At 69.2% G+C, this 17,482-nt stretch carries 15 protein-coding genes and 1 pseudogene; 10 read left to right on the forward strand and 6 right to left on the reverse strand.

Going from position 1 to position 17,482, the window contains the following annotated elements:
- The first annotated feature begins 94 nt into the window (after positions 1 to 94).
- Positions 95 to 1,366, forward strand: a complete 1,272-nt coding sequence (locus tag OG496_RS33175) for an ATP-grasp domain-containing protein (protein ID WP_405973538.1) — start codon at positions 95 to 97, stop codon at positions 1,364 to 1,366.
- 115 nt (positions 1,367 to 1,481) lie between these two features.
- Positions 1,482 to 2,702 (forward strand): FAD-dependent oxidoreductase, encoded by a 1,221-nt coding sequence (locus tag OG496_RS33180; protein ID WP_405973539.1) that lies wholly within the window; start codon positions 1,482 to 1,484, stop codon positions 2,700 to 2,702.
- Positions 2,703 to 2,764: 62 nt separating this feature from the next.
- Here OG496_RS33180 and OG496_RS33185 read toward each other — a convergent pair whose 3' ends face one another.
- Together OG496_RS33185 and OG496_RS33190 are read right to left on the reverse strand one after the other, a co-directional pair.
- Positions 2,765 to 3,442: a formylglycine-generating enzyme family protein gene (locus tag OG496_RS33185; RefSeq protein WP_405973540.1), complete on the reverse strand. Its 678-nt coding sequence runs from the start codon at positions 3,440 to 3,442 to the stop codon at positions 2,765 to 2,767.
- A 3-nt stretch (positions 3,443 to 3,445) separates the two neighbouring features.
- Positions 3,446 to 4,180, reverse strand: coding sequence for a hypothetical protein (locus OG496_RS33190; protein WP_405973541.1), 735 nt, complete (start codon positions 4,178 to 4,180; stop codon positions 3,446 to 3,448).
- Between the two features lie 324 nt (positions 4,181 to 4,504).
- On the opposite strand from OG496_RS33190, the gene OG496_RS33195 reads away from it, so the two are divergent.
- The 4 genes from OG496_RS33195 (at position 4,505) to OG496_RS33210 (ending at position 8,391) form a co-directional block, all read left to right on the forward strand.
- Entirely contained in the window at positions 4,505 to 5,941 is a 1,437-nt protein-coding gene (locus tag OG496_RS33195) for a CoA transferase (protein ID WP_405973542.1), read from the forward strand.
- Between the two features lie 5 nt (positions 5,942 to 5,946).
- Positions 5,947 to 6,837: an alpha/beta hydrolase family esterase gene (locus OG496_RS33200; RefSeq protein WP_405973543.1), complete on the forward strand. Its 891-nt coding sequence runs from the start codon at positions 5,947 to 5,949 to the stop codon at positions 6,835 to 6,837.
- 24 nt (positions 6,838 to 6,861) lie between these two features.
- Positions 6,862 to 7,872: an Lrp/AsnC family transcriptional regulator gene (locus OG496_RS33205; protein ID WP_405973544.1), complete on the forward strand. Its 1,011-nt coding sequence runs from the start codon at positions 6,862 to 6,864 to the stop codon at positions 7,870 to 7,872.
- 246 nt (positions 7,873 to 8,118) lie between these two features.
- Positions 8,119 to 8,391 carry a hypothetical protein gene (locus tag OG496_RS33210; protein WP_405973545.1) on the forward strand — a complete coding sequence of 91 codons (273 nt, stop codon included), beginning with the start codon at positions 8,119 to 8,121 and terminating at the stop codon, positions 8,389 to 8,391.
- A 45-nt stretch (positions 8,392 to 8,436) separates the two neighbouring features.
- On the opposite strand, the gene OG496_RS33215 is transcribed toward OG496_RS33210, so the two are convergent.
- The 4 genes and pseudogenes from OG496_RS33215 to OG496_RS33230 all read right to left on the reverse strand — a co-directional run bounded on the left by OG496_RS33215 (position 8,437) and on the right by OG496_RS33230 (position 12,866).
- On the reverse strand, positions 8,437 to 8,631 hold the full coding sequence (locus tag OG496_RS33215) for a DUF397 domain-containing protein (protein WP_405973546.1): 195 nt from the start codon (positions 8,629 to 8,631) through the stop codon (positions 8,437 to 8,439).
- A pseudogene (locus OG496_RS33220) lies at positions 8,628 to 9,496 on the reverse strand (helix-turn-helix domain-containing protein). The gene OG496_RS33215 and the pseudogene OG496_RS33220 overlap by 4 nt, the downstream one beginning before the upstream one ends.
- A 127-nt stretch (positions 9,497 to 9,623) precedes the next feature.
- Positions 9,624 to 10,781: an arabinogalactan endo-beta-1,4-galactanase gene (locus tag OG496_RS33225; protein ID WP_405973547.1), complete on the reverse strand. Its 1,158-nt coding sequence runs from the start codon at positions 10,779 to 10,781 to the stop codon at positions 9,624 to 9,626.
- Positions 10,782 to 10,859: 78 nt separating this feature from the next.
- Positions 10,860 to 12,866: a beta-galactosidase gene (locus OG496_RS33230; RefSeq protein ID WP_405973548.1), complete on the reverse strand. Its 2,007-nt coding sequence runs from the start codon at positions 12,864 to 12,866 to the stop codon at positions 10,860 to 10,862.
- 232 nt (positions 12,867 to 13,098) lie between these two features.
- Between OG496_RS33230 and OG496_RS33235 the strand changes: the two genes are divergently transcribed.
- The 4 genes from OG496_RS33235 to OG496_RS33250 are packed head-to-tail and all read left to right on the forward strand — an operon-like array spanning position 13,099 to position 17,384.
- Complete coding sequence (locus tag OG496_RS33235; protein WP_399397472.1) at positions 13,099 to 14,433, forward strand: ABC transporter substrate-binding protein; 1,335 nt, start codon at positions 13,099 to 13,101, stop codon at positions 14,431 to 14,433.
- Positions 14,430 to 15,419 (forward strand): carbohydrate ABC transporter permease, encoded by a 990-nt coding sequence (locus OG496_RS33240; protein WP_405973549.1) that lies wholly within the window; start codon positions 14,430 to 14,432, stop codon positions 15,417 to 15,419. The genes OG496_RS33235 and OG496_RS33240 overlap by 4 nt, the downstream gene beginning before the upstream one ends.
- Positions 15,416 to 16,297, forward strand: a complete 882-nt coding sequence (locus OG496_RS33245; protein ID WP_365308733.1) for a carbohydrate ABC transporter permease — start codon at positions 15,416 to 15,418, stop codon at positions 16,295 to 16,297. The genes OG496_RS33240 and OG496_RS33245 overlap by 4 nt, the downstream gene beginning before the upstream one ends.
- 58 nt (positions 16,298 to 16,355) lie before the next feature.
- On the forward strand, positions 16,356 to 17,384 hold the full coding sequence (locus tag OG496_RS33250) for a LacI family DNA-binding transcriptional regulator (protein ID WP_366497370.1): 1,029 nt from the start codon (positions 16,356 to 16,358) through the stop codon (positions 17,382 to 17,384).
- Positions 17,385 to 17,482 lie beyond the last annotated feature (98 nt).

The raw sequence follows: 17,482 nt of genomic DNA on the forward strand, positions 1-17,482 counted from the left end.
AGGTCTTGTCGGAGGAGGCAATTCCGGCTTAGCGTCCTTTGGGGGACACGGACGGGGTGGGTCCGGTCTGTAGGGGGGACACGTGGGGGGACCCGTGGCCAAGCGCACCAGCAGCGTGCCTTTCGAGGCCGACCGCGAAGTGCCGGGCCTGATCGTGAAGTTCGGCGACTATCCGCTGCATCACGGCGGGGTGGGCGCGATCCGGAGTCTGGGGCGCCTCGGCGTGCCGATGTATGCGATCACGGAGGACCGTTACACGCCGGCGGCCGCTTCCCGTTACCTGGAGCGCGCGTTCGTGTGGCCGACGACCGGCACGGAGGAACCCGGGCGACTGGTGGAGGGCCTGCTGCGCATCGGGCGCCGCATCGGCCGGCCCACGGTCCTCATCCCCACCGACGAGGAGGCCGCCGTCCTGATCGCCGAGCACCAGGACACGCTCGGCTCCCGCTTCCTCTTCCCGCGCGTGGAACCGAAGTTGCCGCGCCACCTCGCGAGCAAACAGGGCCTGCACGAACTCTGTGTGGAACACGGCATCCCCAGCCCCGCGGCGGCCTTCCCGCAGTCGTACGACGACATCGTCGAGTTCGCCGAGAAGGCCCGCTTCCCGCTGGTGGCCAAGAACAGGGAGGCGTTCGTACGGCGCTCGCAGCCGGCCGTGAACGGTACGACGAAGATCACGACCCGCGAGGGGCTGCTCACACTGGCCCGGGACTGGGGCGAGCACCCCGGGGTGATCCTCCAGGAGTACCTGCCGAGGGAGGATGCCGAGGACTGGATCGTGCACGCGTACTTCGACCAGGACTCGACACCGCTCGCCCTGTTCACCGGCGTGAAGGTGCGCTCCTGGCCGCCGCACGCGGGCATGACGGCAAATGCGTACGTGGTCGACAATCCGGAACTCGCGGACCTCGCCGCACGTTTCATCAAACAGATCGGCTTCACCGGCATCATCGACCTCGACCTGCGCTTCGACCGGCGCGACGGTCAGTACAAACTGCTCGACTTCAACCCCCGCATGGGCGCCCAGTTCCGGCTCTTCGAGAACGAGTCGGGGGTGGACGTGGTCCGCGCCATGCACCTGGACCTGACCGGCCGCTCCGTTCCCGAAGGGGAACAGCGCGCCGGCCACCGGTACATCGTGGAGAACATCGACCTGCCCGCCCTCCTCGCCTACCGCCGCAGCGGCTATACGACGCCGCACGCACCGGCGCGGGCGAGCGGGACGGAGCTGGCCTGGCTCGCGGGTGACGATCTGCGGCCGTTCTTCACGATGCTGGCCCGCTTCGTGCGGCCGGGCGCGAAGCACCTGTATCAGCTGTGGCGCACCAACCGGCGCGGCAGCAGCACCAGTAGCAGCAAGCAGTAACTCCAGCAGCAGGCAGCAAGTAGCTCAAGGGGCAAGCAAGTAGCTCAAGGGGCACGCGAGTTCAAGCAGTGGCTCCAACACGAAGTGACGAATTGACGTCCTGGGGAGGGACTTCGTGATTCAACCGGTAGCAGTCATCGGCGCCGGGCCGTTCGGCCTGTCCACCGCCGCGCATCTGCGGGCACGCGGCATTCCGGTCCGTGTCTTCGGCGAGCCCATGGTCAGCTGGCGTGACCACATGCCCGCCGGGATGCTCCTGAAGTCGACCCCCGCCGCCTCCAGCCTCGACGCCCCGCAGCCCGGCCACAACCTCGTCGACTACTGCGACGCGGCCGGCATCCCCCGCCTGGTCACCGACGAGGACATCATCCCCGTGGAGACCTTCATCGCCTACGGCGAGTGGTTCCAGCAGAAGCTGGTGCCCGAGCTGGAGCGGGTACGGGTCGTCTCCGTCGACCGCAAGACGGGCGGCGGCTTCGAACTCAAGCTGGACTCGGGGGAGTTGTTCACGGCGAGGGCGGTCGTGGTCGCGACCGGCCTGCACGGCCTCGCCCACCTCCCGCCGGAGCTGGCCGCGGCGGCGGTCGACGGGCCCGCGCCCACCGGTCCCGTCTCGCACAGTTCCCAGCACCATGACCTGAGCGGATTCAAGGGCAAGGAGCTGATCGTCGTCGGCGCCGGTCAATCCGCCCTGGAGACAGCGGTGTTGGCGGCCGAGGCGGGCGCGAACGTGCGGATCGTCTCGCGCGGGCACGGCCGGGTCGCCTTCGGCGCACCGCCGTGGAAACAGCCGAAGCTGCGCCCCGAGTCGCCGTTCGGGCGGGCGTGGTCGCTGTGGGCGCTGAGTTACCACCCCCAGCCGTACCGCTACCTCCCCGAGCAGACCCGGCACTACCTGGTCCGCAGGGTGCTCGGGCCGCTCGGGGCGTGGTGGCTGCGCGAGCGGTTCGAGGGGAAGGTGCAGGTCAGCGAGGTCGAGCGGATCGTACGGGCGGAGGCGAGCGGGGGCGCGGGCGCGGCGGACGGCGGCCCGGTACTCACCGTCGCGACGCCGGGCGGGGGTACGCAGCAGCTCACCGCCGACCACGTCATCTCCGCGACGGGGTACCGGGTCGACATCGCGGCGATGGACTTCCTCGGGCACGAGCTGCGCACCCAGCTGGCGGTGAGCCGGGGTACGCCGAAACTCGGCGCCGGGTATGTGTCGTCCGTGCCGGGCGTGTACTTCACGGGGCTGCCGTCGGCGTCGTCGTACGGGCCGGTGATGCGGTTCGTGTGCGGGACGGAGTTCGCGTCGCCGAGGCTGGCGAAGCATCTGGTGGCCGCGCACGGGTAGTTGAGCGCCGGGGCGGGCGGCGGACGGTCGGACCGGGCTCAGAGGGGTAGTGGGTCAGGGGCTCAGCGGGTCGCGGACCGGGCGACGCGGAAGCCGACGTCGTCCACGCGGAACGTCGGGTGGCTTCGGCGGCGTACGGAGGCGCGGCAGCTCCAGTGCTCGTCGAACCAGCCGCCGCCGCGCAGTACCCGGTAGGTGCCGTAGACCTCGGGGTCGTAGAGGTCCCAGCACCATTCCCACACGTTGCCCAGCATGTCGTGCAGGCCCCAGGGGTTGGGGAGTCGGGCGCCCGGTTCGTGGGGGCGTTCATCGGAGTTGCCTCGGTGCCAGGCGATGTCGTCGAGCGGTCCGTAGCGCGGGCCGCTCGTCCCGGCCCGGCACGCGTACTCCCACTCGGCTTCGGTGGGGAGGCGGTAGCTGTCGGCGGAGGGCCCCCGTAGGAGGGGTTCACCGTGGGCGTCGAAGTCGTACGCCGGGGTCAACTCCTCTTGCTGGGAAAGGGAGTTGCAGAAGAGGACCGCGTCCCGCCATGACACGGTCTCCACGGGGAGGCGGTCGTTGCCCTGTGCGGTGCTGGGGCGTTCGCCGGTGACCTGGGCGTACTGCGCCTGGGTGACGGGGAGCGTGCCGAGGTGGAAGGGGGCGAGGCCGACCGTCCAACTCCGTTGCGTGCGGCGGTCGGTGAGGGTGACCTGGCCGGGCGGGACGGGGGTGAGGTCGATGTGGGTGGTTGTGCCCATGAGTTACGTCAGCTCCGTGAGCATCGGGGTCAGGCGGGCGGCGAGTCGGGGGTCGGAGTGGTCAAGTTCCGCTGCCGTGGCTGTGATTGTCGCGGTGAGCGCGCGGCGGAGTTCTGGTTCCGTCAGGGAGCGGATGAGGGTGGATTCCAATGGGGTTGTGACCTCGTCCGGCAGCAGGTGGGCGCCTTTTGAGTAGGCGGTGGGGAGGTCGAGGCGTAGGCAGGCCAGGGTGATCAGTTGGTCGCGCAGGGCGTTGATCCAGTGTGCGGCCTGCCAACTCCGGCCCCGTTCAAGGCAGATGCGGGCGTGCAGGGCGTGGTGCCAGGCGTAGCCGATCAGGGTGTTGCGGTCAGGCGGGGGGAACGGCGGCTGTTCGTGTGGGGTGCCGAAGAGGGTTTGCCAGGCTGGACCCCGGGCGCCGAACTCCTGCTCCGGGGCGAAGGTGAGGTCCAGCTCCACCCAGCCGGGCAGCAGGAACACGCGGATGACGCTGGTGCCGCCGATGCCGAGGTCCCAGTGGTGCCGGGTGTCGAACTCGTCGTAGATCCACGCCGTCCAGCGACCTACGGCCTCGGTGACATCGCCCCGCACGGCCAGCACGATGTCCGTGTCCGACCAGCGGTCGCCGGTTCCGCTGGCGACCGAGCCGGTGTAGGCGAAGCCGGTGATCGAGTCGTCGGCTTCGGCGCGGGCGAGGAGTTGGGCGCGGGTGCGGTCGCGTTGTTCGGGAGTGAACATGTCTGGATGATGCATGCCGAGGGGCCGTGCTGATCATTGGCGGGCGAGAGAACAGGACACACGGTCGCCATTGCCGGTGCGGGTGGGAGGGGCTCCGGAGATCGTGGCCGCGAGGGCTCTCCCGCGCAGGGTTCCTCGCCGGACTACCGCCCGTCTTCAGGTGGTGCCGGGAACTGGCCTGGGCCGGGACCGCCTGAGTGGGTGTGCGGCTGTTTTCCGTCGCGGAGGAGGCGATTTTGGCTGCTTCCCGTCAGATTTCCCGGTGCTTGCGTGCCGGTGCCCATCCTTGAACCGCGGGGGACGGTGAGCGGAGGTGGGCGTGAGATGGGTTTCTCTGCGGTGGCGGAGCGGGACGGCTTCGATCCGGTGGCGTGTCTGGAGGAGCTTCTGGCGCCGTTGGGTCTTTCCACGGCTGACACCGGTGGTGAGGTGACGTTCGCGGGCCAGGATCCGATCGTGCCCGATCGGATTCGTCTGGGTGCCGCCATCGGTATCCCGATGATGGCCGCGGCGGTGGGCGCGGCGGCGTTGCACCGCATCCGGTCGGGCATCGGCCAGGACCTGCGTCTGGACCTGCGGCAGGCCATCCACCATGTCACCCCGCACGCCTTCTGGCATCCGACGCTGGCCGGTGAGCTGCCCGAGCACTCTCTGATCTTCGACAACCCGTTCCTGCTCGACAGCTACCGCACCCGGGACGGGCGGACCGTCATGGCCTCGGGCGTCTATCCGCATCTGGCGGCGAAGTGGTGCCGTTTCCTGGACGTTCCGCCGGACCGGGACAAGGTCGCCGCGGCGTTCGCGAAGTGGGACGCGTTCGAGCTGGAAGAGGCGGCCAACGCCGTCGGTCTGCCTCTGTGCGTGGCGCGCACCGCGCAGGAGTGGGCGGCACATCCGCAGGGTGCGCTGCTGGCCTCGCAGCCGGTCATCGGGCTGGAACAGATCGGCCCGGCCCCCGTGAAGAAGTTCTCCGCCTCCGATCGCCCCCTGGACGGGGTCAGGGTGCTGTCGTTCACGCACGCGGTGGCGGGTCCGACCGTCGGCCGGACGATGGCGGAACAGGGCGCCGACGTACTGTGCGCGACCCGGGCCAACGACTACGAGCACGCGTTCATCTACACCCAGGCCAACATCGGATCGCGCAGCACGCTGCTGGACCTGAACTCGGACAACGGCAGGCGGCTGGCCGAGGAACTGCTGGCCGAGGCCGACGTCGTGGTCAACAACCACCGCGGCGACAAGCTCGAACGGCTCGGACTCGCCCCGGACGAGCTCGCGAAGCGCCACCCCGGCCTGGTGCAGGTGTCGGTCACCTGTTACGGCTCCCAGGGGCCGTGGGCCGCCCGCGGCGGTTTCGACATGAACGGTTCCGCCGCTTCCGGCCTCATGGCGGCAGCCGGGTCGGAACAGGAACCGAAGCTGCCCGTGACCGGCATGATCAACGACTTCGTCACCGGCTACATGGGAGCTGCCGGCGCCACCGCCGGCCTGGTCAAACGGGCGACCGTGGGCGGGAGTTGGCATGTGACGGTGAACCTGACCCGCAACGCCATGTGGTACCTGACCCTGGGGCTGGTAGACCCGGCGCTGGCCGGCAGCGACGAGGAACACAGCCTGCGGGAGCCGAAGGCGTTCGACGCGGACACACCCCTGGGCGCCCTGCACTTCCCCGCGCCGCAGGTCGAGTTCAGCAGGACTCCGCCCGCCTGGCCGGACCCCGCGCTGGTGCCACGCGGTTCGAGCAGTCCCCAGTGGCGGTGAGCCCGGTGCCGCTCGTCGAACGCGGGGAACTGACGGTGGACGGGCGCAGGCGCACGTACGTCGTGGTGACCGGCCCGCCCCGGTCGCCGGTGCCGCCGTCCGGACGGCCGCTGGTGGTGTTCTTCCACGGCACGGCCCAGACCGGTAACGGCATACGCCACTTCAGCGGCGACTCCTTCGACGCGCTGGCGGACCGCGCCGGCGCCGTCGTCGTGTACCCCGACGGGTACCGCCGGGACTGGAACGGCGCACGCGACATCGACACGCCCGCGCAACGGCACGGTGTCGACGACGTCGCCTTCTTCACCGCGCTGGTCGAGGAGATGGCCGCCCGGCACGACATCGACGCGGATCGGGTCGTCACGGTCGGCTTCTCGCTGGGGGGCCAGATGGTGATGCGCCTGCTGCACGACGTACCGGAACGACTGGCCGCGGCCGCGATCATCAGCAGTACCCAGCCCGACGCCGCCCATATCTCCGCCGCACACCGCGGGCCCGACGCGAGCACACCCGTTCCGATGCTCCTGTTCCACGGCACCGCCGACCCGCTGGCCCCCTACCAGGGCGGCATCGTCAGCGTGCACGGCCTCTTCCCGCGCGGGCTTCACCTCTCGGCGCCCGATACGGCCGCGTACTACGCCGCCCGCAACGGCATCTCCGCGGCCCCGGTGAGCGAACCACTGCGGCAGCCGGGAGGCGCGAAGGTACCCGCCGTCACCGTGACGACCTACGGAGGGGACACCGACGCCCCGGTGGCGCTGTTCACCGTCCACGGCGGCGGGCACCAGGTGCACAACGCCGTTCGCGCACCGCTGCGGTGGCTGCTGGGCCCGGGGTGCCGCGGCCTGGTGTGTGCCGACGTGATCGCGCGGCGATTCGCGCTGGTGCCGCAGTAGCCGGACCGGACAAAGATGGACCGCATGGACGAGAGCGGCAGACCCGGGATCGATGAGGACGACGTCGCTCTCATCGATGCCCTGCACGTCAATCCGCGGGCCGGCTTCGAACAGCTCGGCCCTGCCCTGGGCATGTCCGCGGTCACGGCCGGGCGACGCTGGCGACGACTCACCCGGGCGGGCCTGGCCTGGATCTCCAGCGCGCCCGGCCCGGCGATGCCGCTGGCGAGCGCCGTGGTCGAGGTGGCCTGCGCACCGGGCGACGCCGCCGGCATCGCCAGGGCGCTGGCCGCTCGGCCGCAGGTCTTCAGCGTCCACCTGACCGCGGGGAGCCACGACCTCTACGCCCTGGTGCTGGCCAGGGACACCGCGGCCATGTCACGTCTGCTCGTCGACGACATCGGTCGCATCCCCGCGATACGGCAGCTCACGGCTCGCGTCGCGACACACGTGTTCAGCGGCGTGCACTGGCGCCTGGGGGCGATCGACCCCGAGGCCGTGGAAGCCCTGTCGTCCGCGGATTCCCCGAGCCACGCCACGACGCGCGAGCTGGACGCATTCGATCAGGCCCTGTTCCTGGCACTGCAGAGCGACGGACGCACGACCATCCGCGATCTGTCCCGCGGCCTGGACCGGTCCGAGCGAGCGGTCACGCGGCGCCTGGAAAGCCTGGTACGCGCCGGAGTGCTCGCGTTCCGGACCGACTTCGTACGATCCGAGGGCGGCTGGCCCGCGCAGGTCGCGCTGTCCCTGCGGGTTCCCGACGAGGCGTTGCACGAGGTGGGCAGCCGTGTGGGCGCGTGGCCACAGACCCGGGTCTGCGCGGCCGTGATCGGGGCGGCCAACCTGTTCGTCACCGTGCAGCTCCACGATCTGCCGGCTCTCGACCCCCTGCTACGGCGCATCCGCTCGACCTGGCCGGCCGTCGAGGTGACAGACCGCCAGGTCGTCCTGCGCCCGGTCAAGTCCTGGGGCCGGCTCCTCGACACCGAAGGCCGGGCGATCGACACGGTCCCGGTCGATCCCTGGGCTTGAACACCGCACACCGGAGCTCCGGGGCAGAGTGAGCCCGGTGGTGACGGCGTCGAGGTCGCCGACTCGGCCGTGGGCGAAGCCGGTCACTCCGGGGAAGGCGTTGAGTACTTGAGTACGGCCTTGAGTTGCTGGTGTTCGTCCTCGGTGAGCGTGGAGGGGCGACGGGTGGGCCGACCGGTGACCTGCCGGACGCTCGGCGGCGCCGGAGGCCTGGCAGCGGCTGATCGTCGTGTTTAGGGTTCCCCCATGAATGACGAGATCACGGCCACGGTCGGCCACCAGTTGTACTCGTTCGACGGTCGGATACTGGAGATCTTCGGCAACCACCCCAAACGCTTCCACATCCGGCACATGCGCCTGAGCGTCACCGGCCCCGACCGGAAGGGGAGGCGGATCGTGGAGATCGACGCCGTGGGGATGCACCTCACCATGCCCTACACGGCCGCGGAGTGGGAGGCACCGGGCTTGGCCGCGCTGCTGGAAACGGTACAGGCGGCCATCGCGCAACTCGCCGAGTAGGGAGGTTCGTTGAGTGTCACACTTCTGGCGAGGGGTGGGGGTGGGTCAGGCTCCGGACGCGTACGTCACGAAGTTCGTCCACGTGGTTGCCGTGACGGCGAAGCGGGGGCCCTGGGGGCTGTGCTTGGAGTCGCGGATGTGGATCGTGGCGGGGGTGGTGGCTACTTCGACGCAGGAGTCGCCTTCGGAGCCGCTGCTGTAGGTGCTCTTGAACCAGGTCAGTTCGGGCTCGCGGATCATGTTTCCCCCAGCAGTTGCTCGATGAAGGCTGTCGACTCACGCGGGGTGAGAGCCTGAGCCCGGATGATGCCATACCGCAGTTCAAGGATACGTAGCAGCTTGGGCTCCGAGACCGGCCGGCCGTTCGCCACGACCGGCGAGCGTCCTACCGCCGAGCCGTCGGCGAACTTCAGCACATCGATTCCGCCGTCGACTCCCGCGTGCTCCTCGCGGTCCATTGGCATCACCTGAAGCTCGACATTCCTCAACTGGCCTGTCTCCAGCAGATGTTCCAGCTGTCGGCGCAGCAACGCCTTCCCTCCGAGCGGACGCCGAAGCGTCCACTCCTCCAGCACGAAGCTGAGTTCAGGACCGGGGTCCCGCTTGAAGATCGCCTTGCGTGCCACACGCGCGGCGATGTACCGCTCTACCTCGTCCTCGGTGTACGCGGGGCGCCTCATCAGGAGAAGGGTGCGTGCGTACTCCGGCGTCTGAAGCAACCCGTGGATGTTCAGGGGATCGTAGAGCTGAAGCTCGACCGCCTGCGCCTCCATCTTCGCCAGCGCCCGCACCTTCTTCGGGTACCTGACCCGCGCGACGTCCTCCTTCATCGCCGAGATCAGCCCATCCGCCCCCAACACCTCCTCCGCCTTGTCCAGATACTCAGGCCGGGGAATCCGCTTCCCACCCTCGATCTTGTAGACGAGATCCTCTCCGTACCCCACCGCCACCGCGAAGTCCGGGACCCGCATCCCACCGCCTCGCGCCGCAGCCTCAACTGCCGCCCCACCGTCGGGAGGACCGCCAACCCCCAGTCGTCGTCCGGGTCGACCTCCCAACCCGGCTCGTCCGCCTCGCTGTTGAGCTGCTCCGGTTCCCTGTCCACGCTCGCCCCTCTGTCGTACGGCCGTGCCGCAACGCCCCCTACCCGTACGGCCCCTGTCGACAGCCTGGACATCACTGGACAGGCACCGGACAGTAACCGTACGGGTTGGACTCGTCACTCGCGGGCATTACGACCGGTAGTGGCCCAGCGTCCTCAACCCCGGCAACGCCTTGTCATCGAAGTCGAACAACGCCAGGTTCTCCCACGCGTTGCCCGACGCCGGGTCCGCCGGGTCCCAGCCGTCACCGGCCCGGTACGTCCACACGCCCTCCCAATAGCAGTAGCCCAGCCCCTTGTTGCCGGGCACATCCACCATCAGGTCGGCCACCGTCCGCAGCCACGCCGCCTGCCCGGCCGGGGTTGCCGGGTAGCCCGCCGTGAGCTGCGAGGGGTCGTACATGATGTCGTTCGTCGCGTCCTCGCTCTGCAGCGTGAAGGGATACGCCGTCTCCGCGATCAGCACAGGCTTGTCGTAACGGGCCGCCAGATCCGCCAAGTTGGCCGCCGCGGCGTCCGGGGTGCCGTGCCAGAACGGGTAGTACGACTGGGCGATGATGTCGAAGTCGACGCCGTCGGCGACCACGTTGTCGTACCACCAGCGTGACGTGCCGTTGTCGCCGCCGGAGGCGATGTGGAGCATCGTCCGGATGCGCGGGGTCGTGTCGCGGGCGGCGTTCAGACCTGCCTTCAAGAACGTCGTCAGGTTGCCCCAACCCCCGGCGTCGTCACCCCAGTTCTTGCCGGTCGGCCAGAGCAGCCCGCCGTTGATCTCGTTGCCGATCTGCACCAGGTCCGCCGGAGTGCCCTGGCGGCGCAACGCGCCCAGGATGTCGGCGGTGTGGTCGTAGACCGCCCTCGTCAGGCCCGCCACGTCCAGGTCCGCCCAGGCCGCCGGCTTGGTCTGGTGGGACGGGTCGGCCCACGTGTCGGAGTAGTGGAAGTCGACCCAGATGCCGATCCCCGCCCGGCGCAACCGCTTCGCCAACGGCAGGATGTGCTTCTTGTTGTTGTAGCCGTCGGCCGGGTTCACCCAGACCTTGAGGCGGGCGTGGGTGACGCCCGCGTCGGCCAGGATGCGGATCGGGTCGTCCCGGCGGCCGTCCGCACGGCGGTAGATCGCCCCGTGCGCCTCGTCCTTGGGGAGCGACGAGATGTCCATCCCCCGGATCTCCAACCGGCGCCGGTCCGACCCGGTACCGGTGCTCGCCACGGCCGGCGTCGCGCCCAGCACCGGTACCGCGAGTGCGGCCGCACCCGCCGCCGTAAGAACACTGCGTCTGCGCATTACGAAGTTCCCCTTCAAGTGAAACGGCTCTGGGAATGACGGGAATGACGGAAATGACGTGAAACACAAGGGAGTTGGTCAGTGCGGGTCCTGGAAAACCTCCACCCCGCCCGCCGGCACCGCCGCCCGGCTCCCGTCCGGCAGCACCACCTTCACCTCGCCCCCGGTGTGGTTCACCGCGAAGCGAAACGTCCCCGACTCGCCCTCCCGTACGACGAGTTCGACATCGCGAGGCAGATCGACCGGCGTGATCCCCGCGTCCGCGAGGGCGAGGTCGACGACGGCGGCCAGGTCGGCACCCGTCAACCGCGTCGCGAGGTACCACGCGGCCCCCGACCCCACCGCACGCCGAGTCAGCGCCGCCCCACCCGCCGTACGACCGTCCGCGAAGACCGCGAGCGTCTCGCAACCGGCTCCCGGCACCACGACCTCCGACCAGAGGTCCGCCTCGTACAGCGCGCCGTCCGCACCCCGGACCGAGACCGTCTCCCCGGGCAGCAACGGGTCGAACTCCTCGACCGTCAGTCCGAGTACGTCCCGCAGCGCCCCCGGATACGCGCCCGGATGCAAGGTGTCGTTCTCGTCGACGATCCCGGAGAAGAAGGACACCAGCAGCGTCCCGCCCCGCGACACGTACCGCTCCAGATCCGCCCCCACCCCCACCGGCGCCGCGTACAACTGCGGTACCACCAGCAGCGGATACCGCTCCGGGTCCAGGTCCCCCAACCCCGTCGGCGGCAGGAAGTCCACCGTCAAGTGCCGGTCGTAGAGCGCCTCGTAGAACGAATCCAACCGTTCCCGCGCGTCCAGATCCTGACTCGGCCGCCACTCCAGGCTCTGCGCCCACCAGGAGTCCCAGGACCACACCATCGCCACGTCACCCCGGGTCCGCGTACCCCGCAGACCGGCCCGGCTCAAGTCGGAGACCCGGCGCCCGAGTTCCGTCACCTCGCGCCAACCCCGGTTGTCCGTACCGGAGTTCGCCAGCATCGCCGTGTGGAACTTCTCCGCCCCCGCCTGCGACTGCCGCCACTGGAAGAACATCGCGCCCTCGGAACCCCGGGCCACATGCCCGAGCGAGTTCCGAGCCATCTCACCAGGACGCTTCGCCGGGTTGTACGGCTGCCAGTTGACCCCGGACGTGGCGTGCTCCAGCAGCAGCCACGGACCCCCGCCCGCCACCGAGCGCGTCAAGTCCGCGGCCAGCGCCAGGTTCACGTGCGTGCGGCGGCCGTCCGTCATCAGGTAGTGGTCGTTGGTGACGAGGTCGACCTCCTTGGCCCAGGCCCAGTAGTCGACGGTCTGGCCCTGGCTCGGCGCGACCATGAAGTTGGTGGTGACGGGGACGCCGGGGGAGAGGCGGTGCAGGATGTCCCGCTCGGCGACGAAGTTGGCGCGGGCCTGGGCGTCGGCGAAGCGGTGGTAGTCGAGTTGCTGGGTGGGATTGCATACGGACGGGGTCGCGCGGGGCGGAGTGATCTCCTCCCAGTCGCCGTACTGCTGGCCCCAAAACGCCGTCCCCCAGGCGTGGTTGAGGGCATCGAGGGTGCCGTAGCGCTCATGCAGCCACCCCCGGAAGGCCGCCGCGCACACATCGCAGTAGCAGGCGAGGACCGGGGCGCCGTACTCGTTGTGGACGTGCCACAGCACCACCGCCGGGTGGCTGCCGTAGCGCTCGGCCAGCGCCGTCGTGATCGTGGCCGTCGCCGCCCGGTACTCGGGGTTCGAGTGGCATATCGCGCCCCGCGAGCCGAAGGCCAGGCGGACTCCCTCGCGCGTCACCGGGAGCGCGTCAGGGTGCGCGCGGTAGAACCACGCCGGCGGTACGACGGTCGGCGTGCCGAGGTTCACGGCGATGCCCGCCGCGTGCAGCAGGCCCATCACCGTGTCGAGCCACTCCCAGTCGTACTCACCCGGCCGCGGCTCCATCCGGGCCCAGGAGAAGACACCGAGGGACACGGCCGTGACCCCGGCCTCCCGCATCAGCCGTACGTCCTCCTCCCAGACCTCCTGCGGCCACTGCTCGGGGTTGTAGTCACCTCCGAAGGCGAGCGGCAGACGGTCGTGCGGGGCGGGGGACGGCATGGGTTCACTCCCGGGGATCGGTGACTGAGACGGCCAAACCACGGCTGAAACGCGGCCGTTTCTGTGATCGTGCACATGGATGGTTGCGGCGTCCATCCGTCAACAACAAGTAGGTAACCCCACGGTTCATCCATTGACAAGGGTCCGAAACAATTCTCTACTGTGCACGGTCACAGAGCCGTGCGGAGCAGGTGGGACACATCCGAGGCCGGCTCGCACTCAGTCAGGGGAGATGAAGATGTCGATCCACCGCCACCAGTTCAGCAGGCGCAGCATTCTTGCCGGGGCAGCAGCCGTAGGCCTCACGGGCACCCTCGCCGCCTGTGGCGGTTCCGACGACGACTCCGGCAAGAGCAGCGGGCCCGTCAAGCTGACCTACTGGACCTGGGCGCCGAACATGGAAAAGGTCGCCGCGATCTGGAACAAGAAGAACCCGGACATCACGGTCACCGTCTCCAAGCAGGCCGCGGGCAAGGACATCGTCTCCAAGCTGATCACCGCGAAGAAGGCGGGCAACGCCCCCGACCTCATCCAGGTCGAGTACCAGTCGCTGCCGACGCTGGTCTCGAACGACGTGCTCGCGGACATCTCGAAGTACGCGAAGTCCGCCAAGTCCCAGTTCGCCGAGGGACTTTGGAGCATGGTCACGCTCGGCACCGACGCCGTGTACGCGATACCGCAGGACTCCGGGCCGCTGATGTTCTTCTACCGCGAGGACCTGTTCAAGAAGCACAACCTGACGGTCCCCGCGACCTGGGACGACTTCGCCAAGACCGCCCGCGCCGCCAAGAAGGCCCTCCCGGACGCCTACTTGACGACGTTCTCCTCCAACGACCCCGGTCTGTTCGCCGGCTTGTCGCAGCAGGCGGGCGCCAAGTGGTGGACCGTGCAGAGCGGCGGCAAGTGGACCGTCGGCATCGACGACGCGGCGACCAAGAAGGTCACCGACTTCTGGGGCGGGCTCGTCCAGGAGGGCGTGATCGACAACCAGCCGATGTACACGCCCGCCTGGAACAACGCGCTGAACAAGGGCACCAACATCGCCTGGGTCTCCGCCGTGTGGGCGCCCGGTGTGCTGGTCAGCTCCGCCCCCGACACCAAGGGCAAGTGGCGCATGGCGCCGCTGCCGCAGTGGAGCGCGGGCGAGGACGTCACCGGCAGCTGGGGCGGCTCCTCCACCGGTGTCTCCACCGACTCCAAGCACGCCGAGGCCGCGACCAAGTTCGCGAACTGGCTGAACACCGACCCGGAGGCGCTCGCCGCCCTGGTCAAGGAGGCCGGCATCTACCCGGCGGCCACCAAGGGCCAGTCCGGCTCGGTCCTCACCACGCCCGAGTTCTTCCCGAACCAGACCGACTTCTACGACACGGCCGCGAAGATCGCCGCCACCACGGCCGCGTCCGCCTGGGGCCCGAACGTCCAGGTCGCCTACGACACCTTCAGCGACGCGTTCGGCAAGGCCACCAAGGCGAAGAAGGCCGCGCAGTTCGACACCGCGCTCGCGACCATGCAGTCGTCGACCTTCACCGACATGAAGAAGCAGGGCTTCAAGGTGACCGAGGCATGACCAGCACTCCGCTCAAGGGCACCGACCGGCCGACGGTCGGGCCCTTGGCGGACGGCACCGCCACCTCCGTCCGCCCCCGCCGCTTCCGTCGCCGTGGCCGCAGCGCGCCGTACTGGTTCCTCGTACCGGCCGTGCTCCTGTTCGCCGCCTTCACCGTCGTACCGATCGGGTACGCGGTGTGGCTCAGTCTCCACAAGGTCCAGGTCAAGGGCATCGGCCTCGGCAAGGGCGCCCGTCAGCAAGTGTGGAACGGCATCGGCAACTACACCGACGTCCTGCACGACTCCGAGTTCGGCCACAGCGTCCTGCGCGCCTTCGGCTACGGCCTGATCGTCATCCCCACGATGCTCGGTCTGGCCCTGGTCTTCGCGCTGATGCTGGACACCCCGCAGGCACGCAGCGCCAAGTTCGCGCGCCTCGCGATCTTCCTGCCGTACGCCGTCCCCGGCATCATCGCCGCCCTGATGTGGGGCTTCCTGTACCTGCCGACGGTCAGCCCCTTCTACTACCTCCTGCGCGAGTTCAACCTCCCGCAGCCCGACCTGTTCGACGGCGGCAACCTGTACCTGTCCTTCGCGAACATCGCGGTGTGGGGCGGCACCGGCTTCAACATGATCGTCATCTACACCGCCCTGCGCTCCATCCCGCAGGAGATCTACGAGGCCGCCCGCATCGACGGCGCGTCCGACCTGAAGATCGCCCTGCGGATCAAGATCCCGATCGTGATGCCGTCCCTCGTGCTCACGTTCTTCTTCTCGGTCATCGCCACGCTCCAGGTCTTCACCGAGCCCATGGCCCTCAAGCCGCTGACCAACGGCCTCTCCAGTTCCTGGAGTCCGCTGATGGCCATCTACGACGCCGCCTTCCTCAGGTCGGACATCTACGGCGCCTCCGCCACCGCCGTGGTGCTGGCCCTGGCGACCTTCGCGCTCTCCTTCACGCTGCTGCGCGTCTCCGACCGCTACACCCGGGAGGACCGGGCATGACCCCCCTCACCCTCACCGCCACCGACGCCCGCCCGGGCCCCGCGAAGCCGAAGCGCACCGCGTGGGTGCCCACCCTGGTGCTGGTCATCGGCTCGCTGTACTGCCTGATCCCCGTGGTCTGGGTGGTCATCGCGGCCAGCAAGGGCCGCGGCGAACTCTTCTCCACGTTCACCTTCGCCCCCGGCTCCGGCTTCCTCGACAACATCAAGGACCTCAGCGCCTACCGCGACGGCATCTACTGGCAGTGGATGGTCAACTCCCTCTTCTACGCGGGCGGCGGCGCCCTGCTCTCCGCCGCGGTCTCGGCCGCCGGCGGCTACGCACTGGGCCGATTCGCCTTCAGGGGACGGGAGTTCATCTTCAAGCTGATGCTGGCCGGCGTCCTCGTCCCGAGCATCGTCCTGACCGTCCCCCAGTACTTCCTCCTCTCGAAGCTGGGCCTGGCCGACTCGTACTGGTCGATGCTCCTCCCGTCGATCCTCTCTCCCTACGGCGTCTACCTCGTCCGTATCTACGCGGCGGCCTCCGTGCCCGCCGAACTCCTCGAAGCCGCCCGCATGGACGGCGCGAGCGAGTGGCGGATCTTCTCGCGGATCGCCGTGCCGATGATGATGCCGGGGCTCATCACGGTGTTCCTGTTCCAGTTCGTCGGCATCTGGAACAACTTCCTGCTGCCGTACGTGATGCTCGCGGACGACACCAAGTTCCCGCTCACGCTGGGCCTTTACACCCTGCTCAACCAGGGCGCCTCACAGCCCGCGCTCTACACCCTGGTCATCATGGGCTGCTTCCTCGCGATCCTGCCGCTGATCGCGCTGTTCCTGGTGATCCAGCGCTTCTGGTCGCTCGATCTGCTGAGTGGATCGGTCAAGGCCTGAGGTGCACGTACTGAGCCGTATCTCCCCCCACCGCACCTGAACCGGCAGAACGAGGACCATGGCCACCAGTCCGAACGGACGCCGTAAACCGCCCACCATCCACGACGTGGCCCGGGAGGCAGGGGTCTCCCGGGGGACCGTCTCCCGGTTCCTGAACGGCGGCCACTACGTCTCACCGGCCGCCCGCACCGCGGTGGAGACGGCGATCAGGAAGACGGGCTACGTCGTCAACCGGCACGCCCGCTCCCTGAGCACCGGACGGTCGGACTCGGTGGCGTTCCTCCTCACCGAGCCGCAGGAGAAGTTCTTCGAGGACCCCAACTTCAATGTCCTGCTGCGGGGTTGCACCGAACACCTGGCCCGCCACGACATCCCGCTCCTGCTGATGCTGGCCTCGTCGAAGGACGAACGCCGCCGCCTGACCCGGTACATCACCTCGGGCCACGTCGACGGCGTCCTCCTCGTCTCCAACCACAGCGGCGACCCGGTGGCGGCCGAACTCCGGGACGCGGGCATCCCGTTGGTGGCCTGCGGCAAGCCGCTGGGGGCCGCCTCCAAGTACAGCTACGTCGCCGCAGCCGACCGCGACGGCGCCCAGGAGATGGTCCGCCACCTCATCGCCGCCGGCCGCCGCCGCATCGCCATGGTCACCGGCCCGCTCGACGCACCGGGCGGCCCCGACCGCCTGGCGGGTTACCGAGACGTACTGACAGAGGCAGGCCTCCCACACGACCCGACGCTCGTCGTCGAGGGCGACTACCGCCGCACGGGCGGCGAGGAAGCGGCCCGCAGACTCCTCGCCCAGGCCCCCGACATAGACGCGGTGTTCGTAGCCTCGGACCTCATGGCCCTGGGAGTCGTCAACACCCTTCAACAGTCCGGCCGTTCGGTCCCGGATGACATCGCTGTCGGAGGCTTCGACGACTCGGCGGCGGCCACCTCCATCACCCCGGCCCTCACGACCATGCGCCAGCCCTACGACCGCATCAGCGCCGAGATGGTGCGCATGCTGCTGGCCCAGATCGCCGGTGAGGACACGGCGGGCGTGATTCTGCCTACGGAACTGGTGGTACGGGAGTCGGCATAACGGTCGTAATTGTCAAACCAACCGGAACACGGGTACACGCATGTGAAGGCAGCAGCCGTCCGGTTCGTGTCGAGTCGGTGGGGCGTTCCATCCGTATT

The sequence above is a fragment of the Streptomyces sp. NBC_00988 genome (genome assembly GCF_045162645.1).
Lineage (GTDB): Bacteria > Actinomycetota > Actinomycetes > Streptomycetales > Streptomycetaceae > Streptomyces.